Origin of the sequence: Mycobacterium celatum (assembly GCF_002101595.1) — a bacterium.
In the GTDB taxonomy this organism is placed as follows: Bacteria; Actinomycetota; Actinomycetes; order Mycobacteriales; family Mycobacteriaceae; genus Mycobacterium; species Mycobacterium celatum.
Genome location: NZ_LQOM01000044.1, coordinates 83,121 through 102,678 on the forward strand (window position 1 = coordinate 83,121; position 19,558 = coordinate 102,678).

At 65.9% G+C, this 19,558-nt stretch carries 21 protein-coding genes and 1 pseudogene; 13 read left to right on the plus strand and 9 right to left on the minus strand.

The genetic code is table 11. The features are described from left to right. Nucleotides 1-73: 73 nt before the first annotated feature. The 7 genes from AWB95_RS19070 to AWB95_RS19100 are packed head-to-tail and all read right to left on the minus strand — an operon-like array spanning nt 74 to nt 5,708. Nucleotides 74-808 carry an acyl-CoA dehydrogenase family protein gene (locus AWB95_RS19070; RefSeq protein WP_085168520.1) on the minus strand — a complete coding sequence of 245 codons (735 nt, stop codon included), beginning with the start codon at nt 806-808 and terminating at the stop codon, nt 74-76. Between the two features lie 50 nt (nt 809-858). Continuing rightward, nucleotides 859-1,947 (minus strand): acyl-CoA dehydrogenase family protein, encoded by a 1,089-nt coding sequence (locus tag AWB95_RS19075; RefSeq protein WP_085168514.1) that lies wholly within the window; start codon nt 1,945-1,947, stop codon nt 859-861. Next, the gene (locus AWB95_RS19080; protein WP_062540890.1) at nt 1,944-2,363 is read right to left on the minus strand and encodes a nuclear transport factor 2 family protein; all 420 of its coding nucleotides are present in this window, start codon (nt 2,361-2,363) and stop codon (nt 1,944-1,946) included. The genes AWB95_RS19075 and AWB95_RS19080 overlap by 4 nt, the downstream gene beginning before the upstream one ends. Continuing rightward, a complete protein-coding gene (locus tag AWB95_RS19085) occupies nt 2,347-3,561 on the minus strand; it encodes a metal-dependent hydrolase family protein (protein WP_062540891.1) in 1,215 nt (404 codons plus the stop codon). The genes AWB95_RS19080 and AWB95_RS19085 overlap by 17 nt, the downstream gene beginning before the upstream one ends. Nucleotides 3,562-3,564: 3 nt before the next feature. Then, entirely contained in the window at nt 3,565-3,900 is a 336-nt protein-coding gene (locus AWB95_RS19090) for a hypothetical protein (RefSeq protein ID WP_062540892.1), read from the minus strand. Next, nucleotides 3,884-5,161 carry an aromatic ring-hydroxylating oxygenase subunit alpha gene (locus tag AWB95_RS19095; RefSeq protein WP_062540893.1) on the minus strand — a complete coding sequence of 426 codons (1,278 nt, stop codon included), beginning with the start codon at nt 5,159-5,161 and terminating at the stop codon, nt 3,884-3,886. The genes AWB95_RS19090 and AWB95_RS19095 overlap by 17 nt, the downstream gene beginning before the upstream one ends. A gap of 19 nt (nt 5,162-5,180) precedes the next feature. Beyond that, on the minus strand, nt 5,181-5,708 hold the full coding sequence (locus tag AWB95_RS19100; protein ID WP_062540894.1) for a carboxymuconolactone decarboxylase family protein: 528 nt from the start codon (nt 5,706-5,708) through the stop codon (nt 5,181-5,183). Nucleotides 5,709-5,942: 234 nt separating this feature from the next. On the opposite strand from AWB95_RS19100, the gene AWB95_RS19105 reads away from it, so the two are divergent. The 13 genes from AWB95_RS19105 to AWB95_RS19165 all read left to right on the plus strand — a co-directional run bounded on the left by AWB95_RS19105 (nt 5,943) and on the right by AWB95_RS19165 (nt 17,525). Next, nucleotides 5,943-7,238: an amidohydrolase family protein gene (locus tag AWB95_RS19105; protein WP_062540895.1), complete on the plus strand. Its 1,296-nt coding sequence runs from the start codon at nt 5,943-5,945 to the stop codon at nt 7,236-7,238. 90 nt (nt 7,239-7,328) lie between these two features. Continuing rightward, complete coding sequence (locus AWB95_RS19110) at nt 7,329-8,495, plus strand: acyl-CoA dehydrogenase family protein (RefSeq protein WP_062540896.1); 1,167 nt, start codon at nt 7,329-7,331, stop codon at nt 8,493-8,495. After that, a complete protein-coding gene (locus AWB95_RS19115) occupies nt 8,495-9,253 on the plus strand; it encodes an SDR family NAD(P)-dependent oxidoreductase (protein WP_085168515.1) in 759 nt (252 codons plus the stop codon). The genes AWB95_RS19110 and AWB95_RS19115 overlap by 1 nt, the downstream gene beginning before the upstream one ends. Continuing rightward, a complete protein-coding gene (locus AWB95_RS19120) occupies nt 9,254-10,450 on the plus strand; it encodes a CaiB/BaiF CoA transferase family protein (RefSeq protein ID WP_062541788.1) in 1,197 nt (398 codons plus the stop codon). Beyond that, nucleotides 10,443-11,246, plus strand: coding sequence for an enoyl-CoA hydratase/isomerase family protein (locus AWB95_RS19125; RefSeq protein WP_062541787.1), 804 nt, complete (start codon nt 10,443-10,445; stop codon nt 11,244-11,246). The genes AWB95_RS19120 and AWB95_RS19125 overlap by 8 nt, the downstream gene beginning before the upstream one ends. Then, a complete protein-coding gene (locus AWB95_RS19130) occupies nt 11,239-12,384 on the plus strand; it encodes a thiolase family protein (protein WP_085168516.1) in 1,146 nt (381 codons plus the stop codon). The genes AWB95_RS19125 and AWB95_RS19130 overlap by 8 nt, the downstream gene beginning before the upstream one ends. Nucleotides 12,385-12,387: 3 nt before the next feature. Next, entirely contained in the window at nt 12,388-13,536 is a 1,149-nt protein-coding gene (locus tag AWB95_RS19135) for an acyl-CoA dehydrogenase family protein (RefSeq protein WP_062538695.1), read from the plus strand. Nucleotides 13,537-13,684: 148 nt separating this feature from the next. After that, nucleotides 13,685-14,290: a TetR/AcrR family transcriptional regulator gene (locus AWB95_RS19140; protein WP_062538694.1), complete on the plus strand. Its 606-nt coding sequence runs from the start codon at nt 13,685-13,687 to the stop codon at nt 14,288-14,290. Beyond that, the gene (locus AWB95_RS19145) at nt 14,287-14,793 is read left to right on the plus strand and encodes a hypothetical protein (protein WP_062538693.1); all 507 of its coding nucleotides are present in this window, start codon (nt 14,287-14,289) and stop codon (nt 14,791-14,793) included. Before AWB95_RS19140 ends, AWB95_RS19145 begins: the two co-directional genes overlap by 4 nt. A gap of 109 nt (nt 14,794-14,902) precedes the next feature. Continuing rightward, nucleotides 14,903-16,186, plus strand: a complete 1,284-nt coding sequence (locus AWB95_RS19150) for a cytochrome P450 (protein WP_062538692.1) — start codon at nt 14,903-14,905, stop codon at nt 16,184-16,186. Further along, nucleotides 16,183-16,371: a ferredoxin gene (locus tag AWB95_RS19155; protein WP_062538691.1), complete on the plus strand. Its 189-nt coding sequence runs from the start codon at nt 16,183-16,185 to the stop codon at nt 16,369-16,371. Before AWB95_RS19150 ends, AWB95_RS19155 begins: the two co-directional genes overlap by 4 nt. Nucleotides 16,372-16,392: 21 nt before the next feature. Beyond that, entirely contained in the window at nt 16,393-16,680 is a 288-nt protein-coding gene (locus AWB95_RS19160; protein WP_062538690.1) for a DUF1330 domain-containing protein, read from the plus strand. 2 nt (nt 16,681-16,682) lie between these two features. After that, nucleotides 16,683-17,525, plus strand: a complete 843-nt coding sequence (locus tag AWB95_RS19165) for an SDR family oxidoreductase (RefSeq protein ID WP_062538689.1) — start codon at nt 16,683-16,685, stop codon at nt 17,523-17,525. A 554-nt stretch (nt 17,526-18,079) separates the two neighbouring features. On the opposite strand, the gene AWB95_RS19170 is transcribed toward AWB95_RS19165, so the two are convergent. Both AWB95_RS19170 and AWB95_RS19175 read right to left on the minus strand, forming a co-directional pair. After that, nucleotides 18,080-18,637 carry an LppA family lipoprotein gene (locus tag AWB95_RS19170; protein WP_232315505.1) on the minus strand — a complete coding sequence of 186 codons (558 nt, stop codon included), beginning with the start codon at nt 18,635-18,637 and terminating at the stop codon, nt 18,080-18,082. Nucleotides 18,638-18,647: 10 nt separating this feature from the next. Continuing rightward, nucleotides 18,648-19,076 (minus strand): annotated as a pseudogene (locus AWB95_RS19175) (alpha/beta hydrolase); the annotation flags it as partial. Nucleotides 19,077-19,558 lie beyond the last annotated feature (482 nt).

Below are 19,558 nucleotides of genomic sequence, written 5' to 3' on the forward strand. Positions count from 1 at the left end.
CACCTCTGAGCGCGAGCGTGCGCAAACCCGGCGTTGAGCGCGGCGTGTCGGCCGGGGACACGCACGCTCGCGGTTAGAGGTGCACAAGTCGCGGCGCGGATCCGTTGGCCCGCAGGATGGCTCCAGCCTCCCGGGTGAGTTCCCTTGTGCTGCCGAGCAATCCGTCCAGCACCAGGACGCGCTTCACGTGGCGATGCAACTCATGCTCGGCGGTGAACCCGATCCCGCCGAGCACCTGCTGGCAGTGCCGGGCAGCGGTCAACGCGGCCTGGCCGGCGGCGGCCTTGGCCAGTAGGCAACCCAGCTCGTCGGACGCGCTCAGCAGCGTCGCCTCCGCCCCTTCGATCGCGACGAGAGTTTCCGCGAGCCGATGCCGGATCGCCTGAAACGAGGCGACCGGCCGGCCGAATTGCACGCGGTCCACGGCGTGTTGGCGGGCCAGCGACAGCATCGCCCGGCCGGCGCCGACCAGCCACCAGCCCAGCGCGCGCCGTCCGGCGGCCAGCGGCACCGGCTCGCCCGCGGCCACCCGCTGTATCGGCAAATCGCCGCCGAGCGCCGGGCCGGGCGGACCGTTGCGGTCCCAGACGACCCACGAACCGCCCGCGTACGGCAGCGGCACTGTTCCACCGCTATCGTGACCGGCCGCGCGCAGCACGACGTCGTTGAGCACCGGCGCGTGGGCGCCGGTTTCGCCGAGCAGACGAAACACCAAAGGGATTGCAGTGTCGGGCATCTCGTCGAGCATGTCGAGCCAGCCGAGGTCGCTCAACGCCGCGTCGAGCTCCCCGCCCGAAGCGCCGGCCATCGTCTTGCGCAACCCCTCCTCGAGCAGCTGCAAGGATTCGATGTCCACGCTCACTCCTTGCCCAGATCCAACAGCCGGCGCGCGATGATGTTGCGCTGGATCTCGGCGGTGCCGCCGTAGATGGTCGCCGCGCGGGAATACAGGTACTCGGTGCGCCACTCCGACTCGTCGAGTTCGACCACACCGGGCAGCAGGTCGCGGGCCGTGTCGTAGAGGCGCTGCTCGGCGCCGGCCAGCAAGACCTTGTCGATCGAGGTTTCCGGCCCCAGCCGCGCACCGTCGGCGAGCCGGTGCAGGGTGGCGCGGGACCGGCAGCGCAGCGTATGCAACGCCAAAAACGCTGCCCCCAAAGCGGAGTCGTCGGTATCGGTCGCCTCGGCGATCAGCCGGTCGAAGCGCGCATACAGGTACGCGATGCGCTGCCAGAAGCAGGTGGAACGCTCGTAGGGCAGCAAGTCCATCGCGAGCCGCCAGCCGTCTCCCGGCTTGCCGAGCATCCGGTCGCCGGGCACCACCACGTCGTCGAGGTACACCTCGCAGAACTCGTCGACGCCGTGCATGGTGCGCAGCGGCCGGATGGTGATGCCCGGGGTGTCCATGTCGACGAAGAACGCCGTGATGCCGCCGTAGCCGGGTGCGGTCCGGGTCAGCAGGACGCAACGGGTCGAGTACTGGGCAAAGCTTGTCCACACCTTCTGCCCGTTGACAATCCAGTCGTCTCCTTCGGGCACGGCGCGGGTGGTCAGTGACGCCAGGTCGCTACCCGAACCCGGTTCGGAAAAGCCCTGACACCATTGCTCGCGGCCGGACAGCAGCCGCGGCACCATTTCCGCGGCGAGTTCCGGTGGGGCGTAATCGATCATCGTCGGGGCGAGAACCTCGACCATTGAATACGGCCCCGGCTCGGCCAGGCCCCGGCCGACCACTTCCTCGCCGACGACCGCGCGAAGCATTGCGGGCCCGCCCAATCCGCCGACTTCGACGGGCCAGCCGTATCGCATCCAGTCAGCGTCGTATAGCGCCCGGTGGACCCGGGCGAGCTGACGCAGGTTTCCCTGCAGCGAACGATCCGGCCCCGGCGTCAGGTCGTTCTCGTCGAGCCAGGCGCGCAGATCGGCCCGGAACTGCTCGACTTTCATGCAGGTGGACGCCCGACGGCATGCGGCCGCCCGGAGTCGTGCGCGCCGCTGCGCCGGATGAACGTCATCGCGCGGGTTTTCAGCCGCCAGCCGTCGGCCGTGCGCACATAGGTGTCGTTGTAGTAGCCGATCCGCATGTCGTGGGTGGCATGGTCGATGAAGCACAGCGGCTGCGTGCCGGTCGCGGTGTCGCCGTCCAGCTCGATCGCCGGTGTCGCGGTCAGGAACAAGCCCTTGGGGGCGGCGTCCACCAGTACGGGAAACCGGTCCAGGGAATAGGTTTCGCCGAAGGCGCTGTACGTGCCGTCCGGTGTGAACACTTGCACCAGCCCGTCGATGTCTTCTTGGGTGATGGTGACCGCGTAGCGGGCGAGCAGCTGCTGAATCTCGACGAGGTCGTCAGTTCTTGTTGGCATACACCTTGCCGCCTTTCATGACGAACTGCACATTCTGGGTAACGCTGATGTCGGACAACGGATCTCCCGGCACGCCGATGACATCGGCGAGCAGTCCCTCGGCCAGCCGTCCCCGGTCCGTGGCGTCGATCAGTTCGGCCGCCGTGACCGTCGCCGCCCGCAGCACCGCCAGCGGCGGCAATCCCAGCTCCACCAGCGTGACGAGCTCGTCGGCGTTGCGGCCGTGGGGAATCGCCGGGGCGTCCGTGCCGACGGCAATCTTGACGCCGGCCTCATAGGCGGCCAGCACCGACTTGCGGGCCCGGGGAAACATCTCGGCGGCCTTCTCCTGCAGCTCGGGCGGGGCGTGCGAGACATCCATCGCGTCGGCCAGCCGCCGCGTGGTGACCAGGAAGGTGCCGTGCTCGACCATCCTCGCGATGGCGTCGTGGTCGATCAGGAAGCCGTGCTCGATGCAGTCGATGCCCGCTGCCACCGCATGCCGAACGGCGTCGGCGCCGTGCGTGTGCGCGGCCACCCGCAGGCCGCGGCGATGCGCCTCGTCGACGATCGCGCGCAGCTCGTCGTCGGAATAGTGCTGGGCGCCAGGCGGTCCCGTCATTGACATGACACCGCCCGAGCAGCACACCTTGATCAGCTGCGCGCCGTGCTTGATCTGGTAGCGCACCGCCTTGCGGATTTCGTCGATGCCGTTGGCAATGCCCTCCTCGACGGTCAGGTCCAGCACGTGGGGTGCGAATGCGGCGAACATCGTCGGATCCAGGTGCCCGCCGGTGGGCGTGATCGCATGCCCGGCCGGCACCACCCGCGGACCGTCGATCCAGCCGGCGTCGATCGCGTTGCCGAGCGCCACGTCGAGCAGATAGCCGCCGGTCTTGACGAACAGCCCGAGGTTGCGCACCGTGGTGAACCCGGCCCGCAGCGTGCGGCGCGCGTTGCCGACCGCGCGCAAGACGCGGGTCGGCGGGTCGTCCTGGACCTGGGACAGCCCGGGCTTTTCCCCGCGGCCGCCCATCAGCAGGTTGACCTCCATGTCCATCAGCCCGGGCAGCAGGATCTGGTCGCCGAGGTCGATCACGTCACCTTCCGGTGCGCCACCGACGCCGACGATGCGCTCACCGTCGATCCGCAAGACGCCCGGCCGGACGATCTCGCCGGCGTCGATGTCGAGAAGCCCAGCTGCCTTGAGCGTCAACACGGCTCAGATCACCGGTTCCTTGACCAGCTCCACCCATGCGGCGCCGCTGTCGGGGACTCGTGGTTGCTTCCACGCCTCCACCGGAAACGACACCATGATCAGCGACTGCATCAGATGCATGAGCGTGCGGGCGTCCTCGGGCAGGTCATCCAATGGGAACTTGTCACAGTAGGCGATCACGTCGTTGAGACGGGGGAAGGCGGCGTCGTAGAACTCCTGCAGCTCGCTCATCGACGAGGCCAGCCGTTTGGCGTAGCGCTCCGGCTCGGTGGCCAGATCCCACTCCAAAAATGGCTCCAGGTCCGCGAATTCGGTCGGGAGCTTACTTGCGGTGGCCATTGTTGCGGTACTCCTTCACGTAGTCTGCGGTCGTCTTGTGCAGATGACGGATCAAGACTTCCTGGTCGCACAGCAGGAACTCTTTGACGGCCCGCGTGCCGATCATCGTCTGGGTCGCTTCCAGCGTGTTGGCGTCCTGCAGCGCGTACTCCTTGAACGTCACCGCGGCCAGTTCCTGGGCCAGGCGTTCCCGCGCGTTACGCGGCGGAACGAAATACAGCGTGCACTCGAAGATGTGCTTGTCCACCGCGGTAGGCCAGTAGTGGTAGGTCAGGAACCAGCCCGGCTCCCATATCAGCAGCATGAAGTTCGGGTAGAAGAGCCACGAGTCGATGCCCCACTGCGGCACCCTCTTCACGTTGACACCCGGTGGCAGCTCCAGGTTCTCGATGATCTCCGGCTTGTCCCACGGGCCGAACAACCCGCTGCGCAACACCTGGTCCATCGGTTTGACCATGGACATGTCCGGGGGCGGTGCCTGACCACCCCAGGTCGACTGCAGATTGTGCGGGCCGGCCAATTCGTAATGCAGCGCCTCGTAGCCGAACTTTTGGATCTTGGCGGCTTCTTCCTTGGTGTACTGCCCCTGGTGCAGGATCGGCGCGTGGTAGAACTCGACGAACGCGTCGATGAACAGCTTCCAGTTACTGCCGACCTCGGCCCGGTAGGAGTAGGTCTCGGTCATCTCGTGGAACGGGTAGCCCTCGATGCTCTTAGCCAGCCGGCCGAGGTAATCCGTCAACGGCTGCGCGTTGTCGTCGAGGTTGACGAAGATGAACCCTTCCCACACCTCGCAGCGCACCGGCGCAAGCCCATATTGGCTCTTGTCGACGTCGAAGAACTCGTCCTCCTGCTGGATGAAGGTCAGTTCGCCGTCGAGGCTGTAGCGCCAGGCGTGGTACTTGCAGGTGAATTGGCGGCAGGTACCCGAGGTCTCCTCATGCGGATAGTCGTTCCACACCAGTTTGTTTCCCCGGTGACGGCAGACATTGTGAAACGCCTTGATCGACCCGTCCTTGGTCTTGACCACGATCACCGAGATGCCCGGTCCGGCCGACGGCAGCTCCTTGGTGAAGTAGCTGCCCGTGCGTGGCAGCCGTTCCACCCGGCCGACATTGAGCCAGGTCCGCTTGAAGATTGCCTCGCGCTCGGCTTCGAAAAACGCGGGGTCGATCGAGTCGGTGTAGTCCACCGGCCCGGTGCCCAGTTCCGGATAGCTCTCCGTCCAGCTTCCCGCAGCCGGCTTGGTGAAATGTGGCACGGTATTACCTCTCTTGTTCCTAGCCTTGTTCCACTTCGACACCAAAGGTGTTCAGCGCCATCGCCAGTGCGGTGTAGCCCCCGATCGTGAAGACCAGATCCATCCGCTGCTTTTCGTCGAGTCGCTCGCTCAGCGCGGCCCAGGTCGCATCCGACAGGTTGGACTTCTCGTCGAGCTCGTCCACCGCGCCCACCACCGCGCGGTCGAATTCGTCTGCCGGGTCGCCGGATTGGATTGCGGAGATATCGCTGTCCGACAGCCCCGCTTTCTTGCCCAGCTTCACGTGGTGCGTCCATTCGTAGGCGCAGCCCCGCCGATGCGCGACCCGCAGGATCACCTGCTCGCGGACGCGTGGCGGCAGCGTGGAGGCCGACAGCAGGTAAAAGCTGAACCGCAGAAATGCGCGGGTCAGGTCGGGATGGCGCACCAGGGTGGCCAGCAGGTTGCCCGCATCGTCGGGGTTTCGCCGTTCCTCGGGCAACATGCCGGCCACCGCGTGCCGGACGGCGTCGTCCCACTCGTCCGCCGGTAGCGGGGACAGACGCATAGAGCCCTCCTCGGTTTGGAGAATCATATTCTCATATTTGACCAATAGATTTCCACGATCCAGCCGATTGGTCAATACCGGCAAAGAAGGTGGTCGCCACCTGCGCAAACGACAGCCGGACAGGCCGGCTCGCGGGTACCGTCGGATCACGGGCACCGCCCTGGTGGTCCGGGCAAGATGTTGATTCTCGCGATCTGAGAAGCTAATTTTCATAGTCATGGAAAGGACCGTCCAATGAACAAAGACGACATGATCCTGATCAGCGTCGACGACCACATCGTCGAGCCGCCCGACATGTTCAAGAACCACCTGGCGAAGAAGTACATCGACGACGCTCCGCGGCTGGTGCACAACCCGGACGGCTCCGACACCTGGCAGTTCCGCGACACCGTGATTCCCAACGTCGCGCTGAACGCGGTGGCCGGCCGGCCCAAGGAGGAGTACGGGCTGGAGCCGCAGGGCCTCGACGAAATCCGGCCCGGTTGCTACAACGTCGACGAGCGGGTCAAGGACATGAACGCCGGCGGCATCCTGGGGTCGATCTGCTTCCCGTCGTTCCCGGGTTTCGCCGGGCGGCTGTTCGCCACCGAGGACCCGGATTTCTCGCTGGCGCTGGTGCAGGCCTACAACGACTGGCACATCGACGAATGGTGCGGGGCGTACCCGGCACGGTTCATCCCGATGGCGCTGCCGGTGATCTGGGACGCCGAGAAGTGCGCCGCCGAGGTCCGCCGGGTGTCGAAGAAGGGTGTGCACGCGCTGACGTTCACCGAGAACCCGGCCGCGATGGGTTACCCCAGCTTCCACGACGACTACTGGACCCCATTGTGGAAAGCGTTGTGCGACACCAACACCGTGCTCAACGTGCACATCGGTTCGTCGGGCCGATTGGCCATCACCGCGCCGGACGCACCGATGGACGTGATGATCACGCTGCAGCCGATGAACATCGTGCAGGCGGCCGCGGATCTGTTGTGGTCCAAGCCCATCAAGCAGTACCCGGACCTCAAGATCGCGTTGAGCGAGGGCGGCACCGGGTGGATTCCCTACTTTTTGGAGCGGGTGGACCGCACCTACGAGATGCATTCGACATGGACGCATCAGAACTTCGGCGGCAAGCTGCCTTCCGAGGTGTTCCGCGAGCACTTCCTGACCTGCTTCATTTCCGACCCGGTAGGTGTGAAGCTGCGCAACATGATCGGCGTCGACAACATCTGCTGGGAGGCCGACTACCCCCACAGTGACTCGATGTGGCCGGGCGCTCCCGAGGAGCTGTGGGAGGTGCTCTCGGAGAACAACGTGCCCGACGACGAGATCAACAAGATGACCCACGAGAACGCGATGCGCTGGTACTCGTTCGACCCGTTCAGCCACATCTCCCGCGAGCAGGCGACGGTCGGCGCGCTGCGCAAAGCCGCTGAGGGGCATGACGTTTCGATCCGGGCGCTGAGCCACCACAAGGAGCGGTCCGGCTCGTCGTTCGCGGAGTTCGCTGCCAGTGCCAAGTCGTTGACCGGCAACACCGACTGACGCGCGCCATACCGCACGAGCAGACGCAGAATCGCAGGTTTCGGGCGACAATCGTGCGATTCTGCGTCTTCTCGCGCTAAGGAGTAGAGCATGGATTTCGAGCTGACCGATGATCAGCAGCTGATCCGAAGGTCGGTCGCAGAGCTGGCGGCGAAGTTCGACGACCACTATTGGATGGAGCGCGACCAGGCGCACGAGTTCCCGACGGAGTTCTACCGCGCCATCGCCGACGGCGGCTGGCTCGGGATGACGATCCCGGTCGAGCACGGCGGTCACGGCCTGGGCATCACCGAGGCCACGCTGCTGGCCGAGGAGGTCGCCAAGTCCGGCGGCGGGATGAACGCCGCCAGCTCGATCCACATGTCGATCTTCGGGATGCAGCCGGTGGTGGTGCACGGCTCCGACGAGCTCAAAGCGCGCACCCTGCCGCGGGTGGCGACCGGTGATCTGCACGTCTGCTTCGGCGTCACCGAACCCGGTGCGGGGCTGGACACTTCGCGCATCACCACGTTCGCCAAGCGTCAGGGTGATCACTACGTCGTCAACGGTCGCAAGGTGTGGATCTCCAAGGCGATGGAGTCGGAGAAGATCCTGCTGCTGACGCGCACCCAAACTTACGACGAGGTCACCAAGAAGACCGACGGCATGACGCTGTTCCTCACCGACCTGGACCGCAGCCGGGTCGACGTCCGGCCGATCCGCAAGATGGGCCGCAACGCGGTGTCCTCCAACGAGCTGTTCATCGACAACCTGGAGGTGCCGGTCGAGGACCGAGTGGGCGAGGAAGGCAAGGGTTTTCAGTACATCCTCGACGGGCTGAACCCGGAGCGGATGCTGATCGCCGCCGAGGCGCTCGGCATAGGGCGGGTCGCGCTGGACCGTGCGGTGAAATACGCCACCGAGCGGGAGGTCTTCGGCCGGCCGATCGGCATGAACCAGGGCATCCAGTTCCCGCTGGCCGACTCGCTGGCCCGGCTGGACGCCGCCGAGCTGATGCTGCGCAAGGCCACCTGGCTCTACGACAACGGCAAACCTTGTGGGCGCGAAGCCAATACCGCGAAATACCTGTGCGCCGACGCCGGGTTCACCGCCGCCGACCGAGCGCTGCAGACCCACGGCGGCATGGGCTACGCCGAGGAATACCACGTCGCCCGCTATTTCCGCGAGGCCAGACTGATGAAGATCGCGCCGATCAGCCAGGAGATGATCCTGAACTTCCTGGGATCGCACACGCTCAAACTGCCGAGGAGTTATTGATGAGCCGGTATTTCGATCTGTCCGGCCGCGCCGCGCTGGTCACGGGCGCTGCGGGCGGCATCGGCTCCGCCGTGGCCGCGGCGTTGGCCGACGCGGGCGCGGCGGTCCTTGTCACCGACGTCGACAAGGACGCGGCGAACGCTGTGGCAGAACGTATTTCGTCCTCGGGAGGACGTGCGGAGGCCGCAGCGCTGGATGTGTCGGATCGCGACTCGGCCGACGCCGCGGCCGCCCAGGCGGCTGCCCTCGCCGACGGCAAGCTGCACATTCTGGTGAACAACGCGGGTGTGACGCGGCCGGCGATGTTCGAGAAGACCACGCCGGAGTCGTTCCGGTTGTTGTTCGACATCCACGTCATGGGGGCCTTCAACTGCACGCAGGCCACGCTGCCCTACATTCCCACCGACGGCACCGGGCGCGTCATCAACGTCACATCGGCCGCCGGGCTGACCGGCACGCTGGGTCAGGTCAACTACTCCGCGGCCAAGGCGGGCATCATCGGGTTCACCAAATCCCTTGCGCGCGAGTTCGCGACAAAGAACATCCTCGTCAACGCGCTGGCCCCGCTGGCCGCCACGCCGATGACCGAAACTATCCGCACCAACGAGAAATTCGCGGCCAATATGATGAACCGCATCCCGCTCAAGCGCTGGGCCGAGCCCGACGAAGTCGCCGGCGCGTTCGTGTTTCTCGCCTCGGACGCAGCGTCTTACATCACCGGGCAAGTGCTGCCGGTGGACGGCGGCATGGTGATGTAGATGGCCGAATCACAGGCGCCGCTCGCGGGAGTCACCGTGGTGGCGCTGGAACAGGCCGTCTCGGCTCCGATGTGCACCCGCGTGCTCGCCGACTTCGGCGCCAGGGTCATCAAGGTGGAAAACCCCAAGGGCGGAGACTTCGCCCGCCACTACGACGATGTCGTCAACGGGCTTGCCGCCCACTTCGTCTGGGCCAACCGGGGTAAGGAGTCGGTCACACTCGACCTGAAAACCCCTGCGGGGCTGGATCTTCTGCACCGGCTGCTGGACCGGGCCGACGTGCTGGTGTCCAACCTGGCGCCCGGCTCCACCGCGCGGCTCGGTATCGGGCCCGATGATCTGGCGGCGCGGCACCCGGACGTGATCGCCGTCGAAATCGACGGCTACGGCGCCGGCGGCCCGCTGTCGCACAAACGCGCCTATGACTTGCTGGCCCAAGCCGAATCCGGTGCGTGCGCCGTGACCGGTCATCCCGGCGCGCCGGCCAAGCCCGGCCCGCCGGTGGCCGACATCAGCACCGGGCTGTATTCGGCGCTGTCGATCCTTGCGCTGCTCTATTCGCGAAGCGGCGGACGTGCCGTGAGCGTGAGCCTGTTCGACACCATGACGGATCTGATGGGCTACCCGCTGACCTACACGCAGCACTCCGGTATCGACCAGCAGCCGCTCGGCATGAGCTCGCCCGCGGTGGCGCCGTACGGCGCGTATGCCACCGCCGACGGCCAGACCGTGGTGCTGGGCACCACCAACGACCAGGAATGGCAACGACTTTCCCGCGAGATCCTGCAACGGCACGACCTGGCCGACGATCCCCGGTTCGCCACCAACGCGGGCCGCGTCGCGTACCGCGACATCCTCGACAAGGCCATCGGCGCCTGGTGCGCCGAGCACGACCTTGAATACATCCAGAAGACCGCGGACGCCGCCGGCATCGGCAACGCGCGCTACAACACTCCCAGCGAAGTGCTGGTACACCCGCAGTTGAGCGCCCGCGACCGCTGGCGCCAGGTCGACACCCCGGCCGGCCCGATCCCGGCTCTGCTGCCGCCGCCCGTCATCGCCGGCTACCAGGCGCCGATGGGCGCGGTCCCCGGACTCGGGCAGCACACCGACGCCGTGCTCGCCGAGCTCGGCCTGGCCGACGACGACATCACCGCGCTGCGTGCGCAAGGCGCCATCGGACCGGCATATGCCTGAGCCCGTGCTGCTGTCCGGCGACCACAACGGTGTACGGACGCTGACGCTCAACCGGCCGCGGCGCAAGAACGCGATCAACCGGGAGCTGTGGATCGCGCTCGCCGAAGCGCTCACCGCCGCCCGCAACGACTCCGGCGTGCGTGCGGTGGTGATCACCGGAGCGGGCGGGGCGTTTTGTTCCGGCGCCGACATCTCCACGCTCGACGACACCCATCCGGCGCACAAGATGCGCCTACTCACCGACGTCGCACTGGCGCTGCACGAGTTGCCGGTGCCGACGATCGCCAAGGTGACCGGCGTGGCCGTCGGTGCCGGGTGGAACCTTGCGCTGGGTTGCGACTTCGTGGTGGCCACCCCGGAATCGAGGTTCTGCCAGATCTTCGCGAAACGCGGACTGTCGGTGGATCTGGGCGGGTCGTGGTTGTTGCCGAAAATTGTTGGGCTCCAACAGGCCAAGCGGCTCGCGCTGCTGGCCGAGACGATCGACGCCGACGAAGCACAAGCCCTGAACCTGGTGACCTGGGTGGTGTCGGCCGACGAGATCGACGCCTTCGTCACCGACCTCGCCGAGAACCTGGCGGCCGGGCCGCGGATTGCGCTGGCGCAAACCAAGGCACTGCTCAACGAGGGCGTCGACCGGACGCTGCGCGACGCGCTGGCCAACGAAGCCCGCGCGCAGACCGTCAACTTCGCCACCGCCGACGCGGCGGAAGCCTATGCCGCGTTCGCCGAGAAGCGGGAGCCGTCGTTTACTGGTCGGTGGGCGGTTTCGAGATCGGAGCAGACAGATGCGTGAAACAGTCATCGCCGAGGCGGTGCGCACCCCCGTCGGCAAGCGCAACGGCGGGCTGTCGAGCATGCACGCCGCGGACCTGTCGGCGATTGTGCTGAACGAACTGGTTCAGCGCACCGGGATAGATCCCGGGATCGTCGACGACGTGGTGTGGGGCTGTGTGTCGCAGGTTGGCGACCAGTCGAGCAACATCGGTCGCTACGCGGTGCTGGCGGCGGGCTGGCCGGAGAGCATTCCGGGCACCACGATCAACCGGGCGTGCGGTTCCAGCCAGCAGGCTCTCGACTTCGCAGTGCAGGCGGTGATGTCCGGCCAGCAGGACGTCGTGGTGGCCGGCGGCGTGGAGGTGATGAGCCGGGTGCCGCTCGGCGCCGCCCGGGCCACCGGCATGCCGTACGGGCCAAAAGTCCTTGAGCGCTATAACGATTTCTCCTTCAACCAGGGGATCTCCGCGGAGATGATCGCCAAAAAATGGGGCTTTTCCCGCACCCGACTGGACGAGTACTCGGTGCGCTCGCACGAACTGGCCGCCGCCGCGCAGGACAACGGCGCGTTCGACGCGCAGATCGTCCCGGTGTTCGTCGACGACCACGTCGTCACCCAGGACGAGGGGGTGCGGCGCGGCAGCACGGTGGAGAAACTGGCCGGGCTCAAGCCCGCGTTCGTCGACGACGGCGTCATCCACGCCGGGAACTCGTCGCAGATCTCCGACGGGGCGGCAGCTCTGCTGGTAACCACGTCGGCGATGGCGATCGAGCTGGGATTGACGCCGCTGGTGCGCTACCGCGCGGGCGCGGTGACCGGAGCGGACCCGGTGCTGATGCTCACCGGCCCCATTCCGGCCACCGAGAAAGTGCTGAAGAAGGCGGGCATTTCGCTCGACGCCGTCGGCGTGTTCGAGGTCAACGAGGCGTTTGCGCCGGTGCCCCTGGCGTGGCTCGCCGAAACCGGCGCAGAACCGGACCGGCTCAACCCGCTCGGCGGCGCCATCGCGCTGGGCCACCCGCTCGGCGCGTCCGGCGCGGTGTTGATGATCCGCATGGCATATCACATGCGGGACAACGGGATTCGCTACGGATTGCAGACCATGTGTGAGGGCGGCGGCACCGCCAACGCCACGCTGGTGGAACTGGTGGCCTGACACATGCGTCGAGATCTGTTCACCGAAGACCACGAGGCGTTTCGGCGGCTGGCCCGCGATTTCGTCGAAAAAGAGATCGAACCGCACTATGCCGACTGGGAGAAGGCCGGCCGGATGCCGCGGGAGATCTTCGAAAAGCTCGGCGCGCTGGGCATGTTGGGCATGGCCATCCCGGAGGAGTACGGCGGCTCGGGGCTGAACGACTACCGCTACAACGTCATCCTGCAAGAGGAAGCCGCCCGGGCGCTGGTCACGATGGGCACCGTCCGCACGCAGCTCGAGGTGATCCTGCCGTACTTCCTGCACTACGCCGACGACGAGCAGCGCCAGCGCTGGTTTCCCGGTCTGGCCGCCGGCACGCTGCTGACCGCGGTCGCGATGACCGAGCCCGGCACCGGCTCGGATCTGGCCGGGATCCGCACCACGGCGGTCCGCGACGACGACCACTACGTGCTGAACGGCGCCAAGACGTTTATCACCGGCGGCCTGCTGGCCGACCTCGTCATCGTGGTGGCGCGGACGTCGACCGATCCGGACAACCGCCGTCGCGGACTGACGCTGCTGGTCGTCGAGGACGGAATGCCGGGCTTCGTCAAGGGCAGGGCGCTGGACAAGATGGGCTGCAAGGTGCAAGACACCGCCGAGTTGTCATTCACCGATGTTCGTGTCCCCGTGGCCAATCGGCTCGGTGAGGAGGGTGAGGCGTTCGGGTACCTCGGCCACAACCTGCCGCAGGAGCGGATGACCGTCGCCGTCGGGTCGGTGGCCCAGGCCCGGGCGGCCGTCGCCGCCACGATCGACTATGTCAAGGAGCGCAAGGCTTTTGGCACCCCGGTGGCGTCATTCCAGAACACCAAGTTCGAGCTGGCGGCGATGTCCGCCGAGATCGAGGCCGCGCAGACAATGTGCGACCGGGCCGTCGCCGAACTGGTCGCGGGCCAGCTGTCAGGTGCGGATGCGGCGAGGGTGAAGCTGTTCTGCACCGAGATGCAGGGCCGCGTCGTCGACCGCTGTCTGCAGCTGTTTGGCGGCTACGGCTACATGATGGAGTATCCGATCGCGCGGCTGTACACCGATGCGCGGGTGGCCCGCATTTACGCGGGAACGAGCGAGGTGATGAAGGTGATCATCGCCAAGTCGCTCGGGCTGTGATCGCCGGGTGGAAATGACCGGCCTGAGACCCTTGTCACACGCGCCAAACCAACCTACTGTGTGTTCACTAGGTTAGTTGGTGGCGACCCGCTGCGCCCGGCTCCGCCGCGCTGGCGATCGCCACCGGTTAGTTGGACGAAGGAGTCCGGTGCCCGACACACGGCCGTATGAGACGCTGCTGGCCAAGGGCGAGGATCGCAAACAGCGGATTCTCAAGGTCGCGCAGCGGCTGCTGACCCGAAACGGTTGGCGCAATACGACATTGGCGCAGATCGCCCGTGAGGCAGGCGTCAGCCCGGCCGGCCTGCTGCACCATTTCGAGTCCAAGGAACAGCTGCTGCACGCGGTGGTCGATGCCCGCGACGCCGACGACGACGCCCACGCGGACCGCGCCGGCGACTTGATTTCGGAAATCGCGGCGGTGGCGGATCGCTTCCACCGCTCACCCGAATTGGTGGGCACCTACACCGTGCTGCTCGCCGAGAACATGGACCCCGACGCGCCGCTGCACGACCGTCTGCTCACCCGTTACCAAGACGCCGTCGGCATCATCACCGGCCTCATCCGGCGCGGCCAGGAGGCCGGCCAATTCCGTATGGATATAGACGTCACCGTCAAGGCGGTGCAGATTCTCGCCTTCATCACCGGAATGGAGACCACATGGCTGCTCGACCCTTCGATACCGCTGACCGAAGCCTTCAAGGAGTACGCGGAATCGCTCGCTCGGGACATGGCGCCGCCGAGAACGACATGAGATACCAGCTCGATGTGGTCGCCGCAGACGTCGTCGATGTGGTGAAGTTCGCCGGCGGCTGGCTGTTCGACCGGGCGATGGCCGGCTGGGACGTGACGGTCCTGGTCGCCGACCACCCCGACGAGCGACCGCTGCAAATTCTCGGCGCGCGGGTCGTCGACCTCGAATACGCGCTGGCGACGGTCGGCCGGCGTCCGCGGCCGCAGACACTGGCCGCCGCCGCCGATCTCATCGGATGCGATTCACGGGTTCGCCAAGGCGTGCTGCAGGCCCTCGACCACGGCGTCACCGAAGTGACCCTGTGGGGCGAGACCTGGCCGCCCGAGCTGAACGACAATGTCGGACTTGTCCAGCATCGGCTCAGCGCCGCCGCGCAGGCGTTCAAGGCTCAGGCCCTCGCCGCGGCCGGAGTGCCGGCACGCCCGATTGGCGATGCCGAGACCTTCCGCAGCGGCGCGATGGTGTCCCCGTCGGTCGCGGCCGACCTCATCCCGGCCGGCTAACCGGTGCCTGCTCCGCTCCGTTGACGTCGAAGCGATCCCTATGGAAATGTAATACTCATAGCTGAGAGGGACGTTCTCACTAGCCGAGATTGCGCGAACGGAGCAGCAGATGGCGGACGATTTGACCGCGATGGATTTCTTCCGGGACGACCGGCTCCTCGAAAACCCCTACGCCTATTTCGACGCGCTGCGCCGCAAGTGCCCGGTCACCCGCGAACCGCATCACGGGGTGACGATGGTGACCGGCTGGGAGGAGGCCGTCGAGGTCGCCAACAACGCCGAGACGTTCTCGTCGTGCATCTCGGTGACCGGTCCGTTTCCCGGCTTTCCGGTGCCGCTCGAGGGCGGTGACGTCACGGAGCTGATCGAGCAGCACCGCGACGAGCTGCCGTTCAGCGACCAGCTGCCCACGCTCGACCCGCCGGTGCACACCAATCACCGTGCGCTGCTGATGCGGTTGATCACTCCCAAGCGTCTCAAGGAAAACGAGGACGCCATGTGGGTGCTGGCCGATCGCGTGCTCGATGATTTTTTGGCGCCGGGGGAGGGCGATTTCATCAAGGGCTTCGCGGGCCCGTTCACGCTGCTGGTGATCGCCGATCTGCTCGGTGTGCCGGAAGAAGACCGCGACGAGTTCGTCAAAGGCATTCACCGCAATGCCGGCGGCGGGGTGGGCAGCACCGGCGAAAAGTCCTTGTCGCACAGTCCACTTGAGTTCCTCTACGGAACCTTCTCGGACTACATCTCCGACCGGCGCCGCGCGCCCCGCGACGACGTGCTGACCGGGCTGGCGAGCGCGACGTTCCCCGACGGGTCGGTTCCCGATGTGACCGACGTGGCCCGCGTCGCAACCAACGTGTTCTCGGCGGGCCAGGAGACCACGGTGCGGCTGCTCGGCGCCGCGCTGCAAGTCCTCGGCGAGCGCCCCGACATCCAGGAGCGGTTGCGCAACGACCGCAGCCTGATCCCGAACTTCATCGAAGAAGCGCTGCGCATCGAGAGTCCCGTGAAGGGCGACTTCCGGCTGTCCCGAGTGTCGACCAGCGTGGGCGGGGTCGAAATCCCGGCCGGCACAACGGTTATGGTGGTAAACGGTGCGGCCAACCGGGACCCGCGCCGCTTCGAAAACCCGGACACCTTCGATCCGGCTCGTAAGAATGCGCGCCAGCACATCGCGTTCGGCCGGGGGATTCACAGCTGCCCCGGGGCGCCGCTGGCCCGCGCCGAGACGCGGGTGGCGATCGAGCGGCTGCTCGACCGCACTACCGACATCAGGATTTCGGAGAGCAAGCACGGGCCAGCCGGCGAGCGGCGTTATCAGTATGTGCCGACGTATATCCTGCGCGGTCTGACCGAACTGCACCTGGAATTCGACGTGGAGGGCGCTCAGTGAAGGCCAGAGTCGACGAGGAGCGCTGTCGCGGGCACGGGATCTGCACCACTATCTGCCCGTCGGTGTTCGAAATCAACGACGACGGCTATTCGGTGGTGACCGTGTCCGAGATTCCCGCCGAGTTCGAGGACGCGGTCCGCGACGCCGTCAAGGATTGCCCTGAGCAAGCCATCGAGGCGAGTTAGCCTCTAACACAAGGAGATCCAGTGCCAAAGGGATATGTAATCCTCACCGAAGCCATCAAAGACCCGGAGGGGATGAAGGCCTACGCTAAGGCGGCGGGCGGAGCGATGGCCGGCGTCAACATTCTGGCGGTGGACACCGCTCCTGCAGTGCTCGAGGGCAGCTGGCACGGCGATCAGACCGTCGTGCTGGAATTCGAATCGGTCGACGCCGCCCGCGCCTGGTACGAGTCCGAGGGCTATCAGAAAGCCGCCAAGATGCGACAGGCGGCCGCCGACTGCAACGCGGTCATCCTCTCCGGTCTTGCGTGACCATGCGCGGAGTGTCGGTCATCACCGGCGGCGCCGGCGGCATGGGACTTGCCACGGCGAAGATCGTCGGCCGCGAGTACTCCGTCGTCATCAGCGATGTCGACCGTGATCGGCTGGACGCCGCGGCAGCCGAGCTCAAGGACTCGGGCATCGCTTGTACGCCGGTGGTCTGCGACATCACCGATCGGGAGTCCGTCGCGGAACTTGTCGAGACGTCGAGCGCCTTGGGGACCGTTGCTTCCGTCATACACACCGCAGGCGTGAGCCCAAGCATGGGCGGCGCCGAGATGATCATGCGGATCAACGCGGTGGGCACGGTCCACGTCAACGAGAGTTTCTTCAAGGTCGTCGGTGAGGGTTCCGCGATTGTCAACGTTGCTTCCATGGCTGCACATATGCTCCCTGAATCGTTTGTTCCGACAAAGCGATTTGGGACCGCTTTGCGCGACGAGCACGCGTTCATGAAGAAGATGATGGCGGTGTGCGGCCTGGTTCCGGAGAGGGCGCGACCCGGCATGGCGTACAGCATCAGCAAGAGCTTCGTCCGGTGGTATTGCACGTCGCAGGCGGCCCGATTCGGTAGTCGCGGGGCGCGCATCCTGTCGGTCTCGCCGGGGTCGATCGACACTGTGATGGGCAGGCTGGAAGAGCAAAGCGGAGCGGGTGCAATGATCCGTTACGCCGCGTTGAAGCGGTTCGGCAAGGCCGAGGAGATCGCCGAGCTGCTGGCGTTTTGCGCCAGCGAGAAAGCGGGCTATCTCACCGGTACCGACATCCTGTGCGACGGCGGCACAGTGGCCTCGATGACGTTGCGGGACAAGTTGACCGTGGGACGCAAGCCGTAACCGGTTGAGCCGCAACTAAAACGGTGGGGGTTCGTCGTTGTCGTTGGGTGGTGGCAGGTCGAAGTAGGTCATTTTTCAGGCTTCGCACAGCCGTAATCCGGAGTTGTCGGTTCGGCAGCGGCGGTCGGTATGCCGATGTGCGCGGTCGACATGGCGACTGTGGGCACCGTGAGGTCGGTGGTGTGACGTCGAGTTCAGGTGATGGGGCCGGCTTCGCTTGCCATGAACCAGGCGGCTGCGATTAGTGACACCTGCACAATGGCCAAATAGCGGCAGCCCAAACGAGACCTTGCGTCGGCCAAGGAGAACCATGCCGCCGATGCGAAGGAGATGCCGACGACGCCGGAGCCTATTGCTACCCACCATGCCCTCGGTGATCCATTGCTCGTCGCCGCAGGGTTGATAAGCGCACTCGTCGATCGTCATCGGCAAAACGATGAGGCTTGCGAACGTCAGCGCCCCGATGCCACCCTGAATCAGGATAAGTACCACGGTGACAACGGTGTCGACGGCCCGGGAGGTTTTCCGCGGAGCCTGGGTAGAGTGCGGGCGCGTCACTTCTTGCCGTGCGGTAGTCGGCAGCCGGTATAGCCGGAAACAACGAGGTTGCCCCCGTACGAGATCTTGATGAAAATTCCTGTGGGGCCGTAGAAGCCTACGTCGTGGTTCCCGGGCTGGTCTTTCATGACCTGGGTTTCGGTGGCGTCTAGCTTGGCGGCCGCCTCCTTCGCAATCTGTAAGATCTTCGCCCAATCTTGCTCGGACACGGCGACGTTCTCCGCAACTTCGTTCGGCAGGAAGTAGTCTTTCCCGCCGGTTTGCTCGTAGGGCCGCATGCAGGTTCCACCAGAGCCTTCGTCGAGCGTTTCCCAGGTGATCGACGGAATTATTTTGCTTACGGCCGTGGTGATTTCGTTCAGCGCAGCCTGCACTTGGGTCTTGGTGTCCTCGAAGGAGGGCAGGGCTTTGAGTTGCTCGAGGGCTTTTGCGGCCTCGGTGGACGGGGTCGGTTCGTATGGCTGGGACACGTGGCATCCTGATGTAGCTAGTGCGATGACGGCGATGGCGGTCGACAGAAGAAGGCTGCGGACGGGGCGGGTGTGTTGTTTCATCTCGCGGTGTTCAGTTTCCGCCGATCGGCTTGAGTCCTGCGACCACCGCGGCGATGTTGTAGCCGCTGGTGCGGGGCTGGCCATTGTCGCCTTGTTGGGGGTATTGGCTGTGTGCATGCGGCCCACTCACACCTTCCAGGCTGCGGCCGTCGGGCAGTGTGGAGGGACCGGTGGCCAAGTGCGTGAAGTTGGGGTTAGTGGCTGGGTTGGGGCCGAAGTTGCCCAACTCGGCGTCTGCGTACGATCCGACGATCGGGATGCCCTGGGCGATGGCCCTCAGCTCATACACCTTTTGGATGGGGTCGTCGGGGGCTTCCATGGCGTAAACGTGGCCAGGTTGCAGGTGCAGCTGGGCCGGCGTGGAGGCTTCGACACCGGGTGAGCCATAGAACAGGGCGTCGCTGACGCCGTGATTACCGGGCTCTTGAAGGGCCAGCCCGAGTCGCTTCGTCTCCAAGAGGCGCAGCATCGCATGCGGGCTCTGCATCAACCCATCCTTTCAATCGACACGCCGGCAGTACATGAGATCCGGCGCTGACGCCAAGGCGCAGCCTGAGACAGACGCGCGCAAGGATTGGGTTCCGCGGCCTTTATTCGTCTACTGGTACCGAAATTCGCCCGGTCAGGGTGGCGTCGACGCGGGATGGTTGGGGAATGACACGACCGGAGTACCCGTACTACTCACCTCGCCGTATCCGGCAGCTCCGGCCCGGCGCACGAAGCCGACCGTAGCCTGCGCGCCGAATCGCCGTATCAGCAACCGACCGGGGCGGATCGGTGGCGGCGGCTTGTCGGACCTGGCTGTAATGATGCGGTTATGTCGTCGACTACCGCTTCGCCTGCCGCGGCGCTGAGCCCTGCCGAGCGTGTGGAGGTGTTGTTTGAGGAGTTGGCGGAGTTGGCGGGTCAGCGTAATGCGAT

What these genes read in the sequence shown, in the direction of transcription:
- AWB95_RS19070 (WP_085168520.1), bottom strand. Translation starts at nt 808, where the DNA reads ATGGCCGGCGCTTCGGGCGGGGAGCTCGACGCGGCGTTGAGCGACCTC.
- AWB95_RS19075 (WP_085168514.1), bottom strand. Translation starts at nt 1,947, where the DNA reads ATGAAAGTCGAGCAGTTCCGGGCCGATCTGCGCGCCTGGCTCGACGAG.
- AWB95_RS19080 (WP_062540890.1), bottom strand. Translation starts at nt 2,363, where the DNA reads ATGCCAACAAGAACTGACGACCTCGTCGAGATTCAGCAGCTGCTCGCC.
- AWB95_RS19090 (WP_062540892.1), bottom strand. Translation starts at nt 3,900, where the DNA reads ATGGCCACCGCAAGTAAGCTCCCGACCGAATTCGCGGACCTGGAGCCA.
- AWB95_RS19100 (WP_062540894.1), bottom strand. Translation starts at nt 5,708, where the DNA reads ATGCGTCTGTCCCCGCTACCGGCGGACGAGTGGGACGACGCCGTCCGG.
- AWB95_RS19105 (WP_062540895.1), top strand. Translation starts at nt 5,943, where the DNA reads ATGAACAAAGACGACATGATCCTGATCAGCGTCGACGACCACATCGTC.
- AWB95_RS19110 (WP_062540896.1), top strand. Translation starts at nt 7,329, where the DNA reads ATGGATTTCGAGCTGACCGATGATCAGCAGCTGATCCGAAGGTCGGTC.
- AWB95_RS19115 (WP_085168515.1), top strand. Translation starts at nt 8,495, where the DNA reads ATGAGCCGGTATTTCGATCTGTCCGGCCGCGCCGCGCTGGTCACGGGC.
- AWB95_RS19120 (WP_062541788.1), top strand. Translation starts at nt 9,254, where the DNA reads ATGGCCGAATCACAGGCGCCGCTCGCGGGAGTCACCGTGGTGGCGCTG.
- AWB95_RS19125 (WP_062541787.1), top strand. Translation starts at nt 10,443, where the DNA reads ATGCCTGAGCCCGTGCTGCTGTCCGGCGACCACAACGGTGTACGGACG.
- AWB95_RS19130 (WP_085168516.1), top strand. Translation starts at nt 11,239, where the DNA reads ATGCGTGAAACAGTCATCGCCGAGGCGGTGCGCACCCCCGTCGGCAAG.
- AWB95_RS19135 (WP_062538695.1), top strand. Translation starts at nt 12,388, where the DNA reads ATGCGTCGAGATCTGTTCACCGAAGACCACGAGGCGTTTCGGCGGCTG.
- AWB95_RS19145 (WP_062538693.1), top strand. Translation starts at nt 14,287, where the DNA reads ATGAGATACCAGCTCGATGTGGTCGCCGCAGACGTCGTCGATGTGGTG.
- AWB95_RS19150 (WP_062538692.1), top strand. Translation starts at nt 14,903, where the DNA reads ATGGCGGACGATTTGACCGCGATGGATTTCTTCCGGGACGACCGGCTC.
- AWB95_RS19165 (WP_062538689.1), top strand. Translation starts at nt 16,683, where the DNA reads ATGCGCGGAGTGTCGGTCATCACCGGCGGCGCCGGCGGCATGGGACTT.
- AWB95_RS19170 (WP_232315505.1), bottom strand. Translation starts at nt 18,637, where the DNA reads ATGAAACAACACACCCGCCCCGTCCGCAGCCTTCTTCTGTCGACCGCC.